This window comes from Methylobacterium sp. GXF4 (assembly GCF_000272495.1).
GTDB lineage: Bacteria > Pseudomonadota > Alphaproteobacteria > Rhizobiales > Beijerinckiaceae > Methylobacterium > Methylobacterium brachiatum.
The window spans coordinates 1-1,929 of sequence record NZ_AKFK01000029.1 but is presented as its reverse complement, the minus strand read 5'-3'; the positions used below and the strand labels follow the sequence as shown (position 1 = coordinate 1,929).

The following is a 1,929-nucleotide window of genomic DNA, read 5'->3' as shown; positions in this document are numbered from 1 at the left end:
CGGCTACCGCCGCCACTACCGCGGCTGGTGAGCCGGTCCGGTGCCCTGGCTGGGGGGCGTCACGAGATCCGAACGGCGCAGCCTTCCCGGGAGGCTGCGCCGTGCCGTTTCGCCGGGATCCATAGCGGGCTCTCGTCCCAGCTTCCACGACATCGGGGGACGCCGGGGCCGCGCAGGGCACGGCTGCACCGGAACCGCGTACCCGATCGAAGTGGGGTCGGTTACGATTGCTGGCTCAGTCGGCTTTGATTCCACGGCATCGGCACTTCCATGCTTGTCCATGAAGGCGGGACGCGCACCTTCCAGGCGGATCTCAACCTCTCCTGGTCCCTCGCCGCGGTGGCCGGCGCGCTGAACACGGCCGGCTTCTACGCGGTCGGCTTCTACGCCTCGAACATGACCGGCAATGTGTCGGCGATCTCCGACCGGGCCGGGACCGGCGACCTCATCCTCGCCGCCAAGGCGCTGCTCCTCGTCATCCTGTTCGCGCTGGGCGCGACGACCTCGACGCTGCTGATCCGTCGGCGCCGCCGCCATGCGCCCTACGGCGCCTATGCCTACAGCATCTGCGCCGAGGCCTGCCTGCTCGTCGCGATCGGCCTGATCGCGCTGCCGCTGGCCGAGCCCGCCCGAGGCGAGGCGCTGGTGTTCGGCCTCAGCTTCGTCCTGGGATTGCAGAACGCCGCGGTGACGAAGATCACCGATTCCCGGGTGCGGACCACCCATGTCACCGGCATGGTCACCGATATCGGCATCGAGCTCGCGCGCTGGCTGGACCGGAAGGCGGGCGATCCCCAGGCCAAGCGTCACGACCCCGCCAAGCTGCGGCTCCACCTGATGACGGTCGGCGCGTTCCTCGGCGGCGGCCTTTTGGGCGTGGTCGCCTATCGCGCGATCGGCGTGGGGCTCCTGTTCGCCGCCGCCGCGATCCTGGCCCTGCTGGCGGTTCCGGCGATCGCCGCCCGCCGCTCGGCCCCGGCGGACTGACGGACGCCGCGCTCAGGCCTTGATGTCGAGGAGCTGGCCGCTCATGCGGTCGGCGGTGCGCGCCACCGCAGCGTTCAGCGCGAAGGACGTCCGGGATTCGATCAGATCGGCGACGGTGCTGGATAGGTCGACCTGCACGGCGGGCGGCAGCGCCGCATCCCCGATCGGCGCGCCGGTCGCCGCGACGGTCTGTGCTGCCGTGCCGAGCCGGTCGGTCGCCCGGGTCATGCCGGCGGTCGCAGTCTGAAGCGCGTCGATCATCGCGGGGTCTCCTGGCGGAGAGCTTGCCACGACGATGCGACGCGGAGGTTTCGCGGATCGCTCAAATGCGAGGGATTCGGGCTCTTTCGCATCCCGGGTCAGCAAGAGGCCATGACGGCGCCATGGATCTCCCCGAAAACCTCATATGCGTCGCAAGAGTTCAGTCGATGCCGCGGATTGACCCGCAATTGCTCGGTCACTTTGGCGTCCGCTCGTCCCCACGCGGCAGGGATGGATCCGCCTGATCGTCATCGAGACGGGCCGAAATGTTTCGGACCTCCGTGATCGCCGTAACCACGCGATTCTCCATCAGGACCATATCGCCCTGCAACTCGCGAAGCCGGCGGTCGAACCGCTCCGACATTTCGTCCAGGCGCAGGTTCATCCGGCCCAGCAATTCGATGACCCGGGCATTCGTCACCGAGATCTCTGACATGTCGCGGCGCATCCCGGACATCTGCCGGAGGATGACGTTGTTTTCTGGCGTGGGAGCCCGATTCGACATGCCGCCATCATGGGAGCGCTGCTGTCACCGAAGCAATCCCCGGCGGGCTGTCATCCGATATAGCGCCGAACGTGCCCGCCATGCATCGGCCGAGCGATCGGGTCTGAGACGCTTGGTGCGGACGGCGGGACTCGAACCCGCACGGCCTTGCGGCCGCAAGATTTTAAGTGGCATCT

At 68.2% G+C, this 1,929-nt stretch carries 3 protein-coding genes; 1 reads left to right on the top strand and 2 read right to left on the bottom strand.

Annotated features, from left to right (window positions below; translation table 11 throughout):
* Positions 1–270 precede the first annotated feature (270 nt).
* A complete protein-coding gene (locus WYO_RS03990) occupies positions 271–987 on the top strand; it encodes a YoaK family protein (protein ID WP_007559321.1) in 717 nt (238 codons plus the stop codon).
* Between the two features lie 12 nt (positions 988–999).
* On the opposite strand, the gene WYO_RS03985 is transcribed toward WYO_RS03990, so the two are convergent.
* The gene (locus WYO_RS03985; protein ID WP_007559319.1) at positions 1,000–1,248 is read right to left on the bottom strand and encodes a hypothetical protein; all 249 of its coding nucleotides are present in this window, start codon (positions 1,246–1,248) and stop codon (positions 1,000–1,002) included.
* 196 nt (positions 1,249–1,444) lie between these two features.
* Positions 1,445–1,753, bottom strand: a complete 309-nt coding sequence (locus WYO_RS03980) for a hypothetical protein (RefSeq protein ID WP_039902180.1) — start codon at positions 1,751–1,753, stop codon at positions 1,445–1,447.
* Between the last annotated feature and the right edge of the window lie 176 nt (positions 1,754–1,929).

What these genes read in the sequence shown, in the direction of transcription:
- WYO_RS03985 (WP_007559319.1), bottom strand. Translation starts at nt 1,248, where the DNA reads ATGATCGACGCGCTTCAGACTGCGACCGCCGGCATGACCCGGGCGACC.
- WYO_RS03980 (WP_039902180.1), bottom strand. Translation starts at nt 1,753, where the DNA reads ATGTCGAATCGGGCTCCCACGCCAGAAAACAACGTCATCCTCCGGCAG.
- WYO_RS03990 (WP_007559321.1), top strand. Translation starts at nt 271, where the DNA reads ATGCTTGTCCATGAAGGCGGGACGCGCACCTTCCAGGCGGATCTCAAC.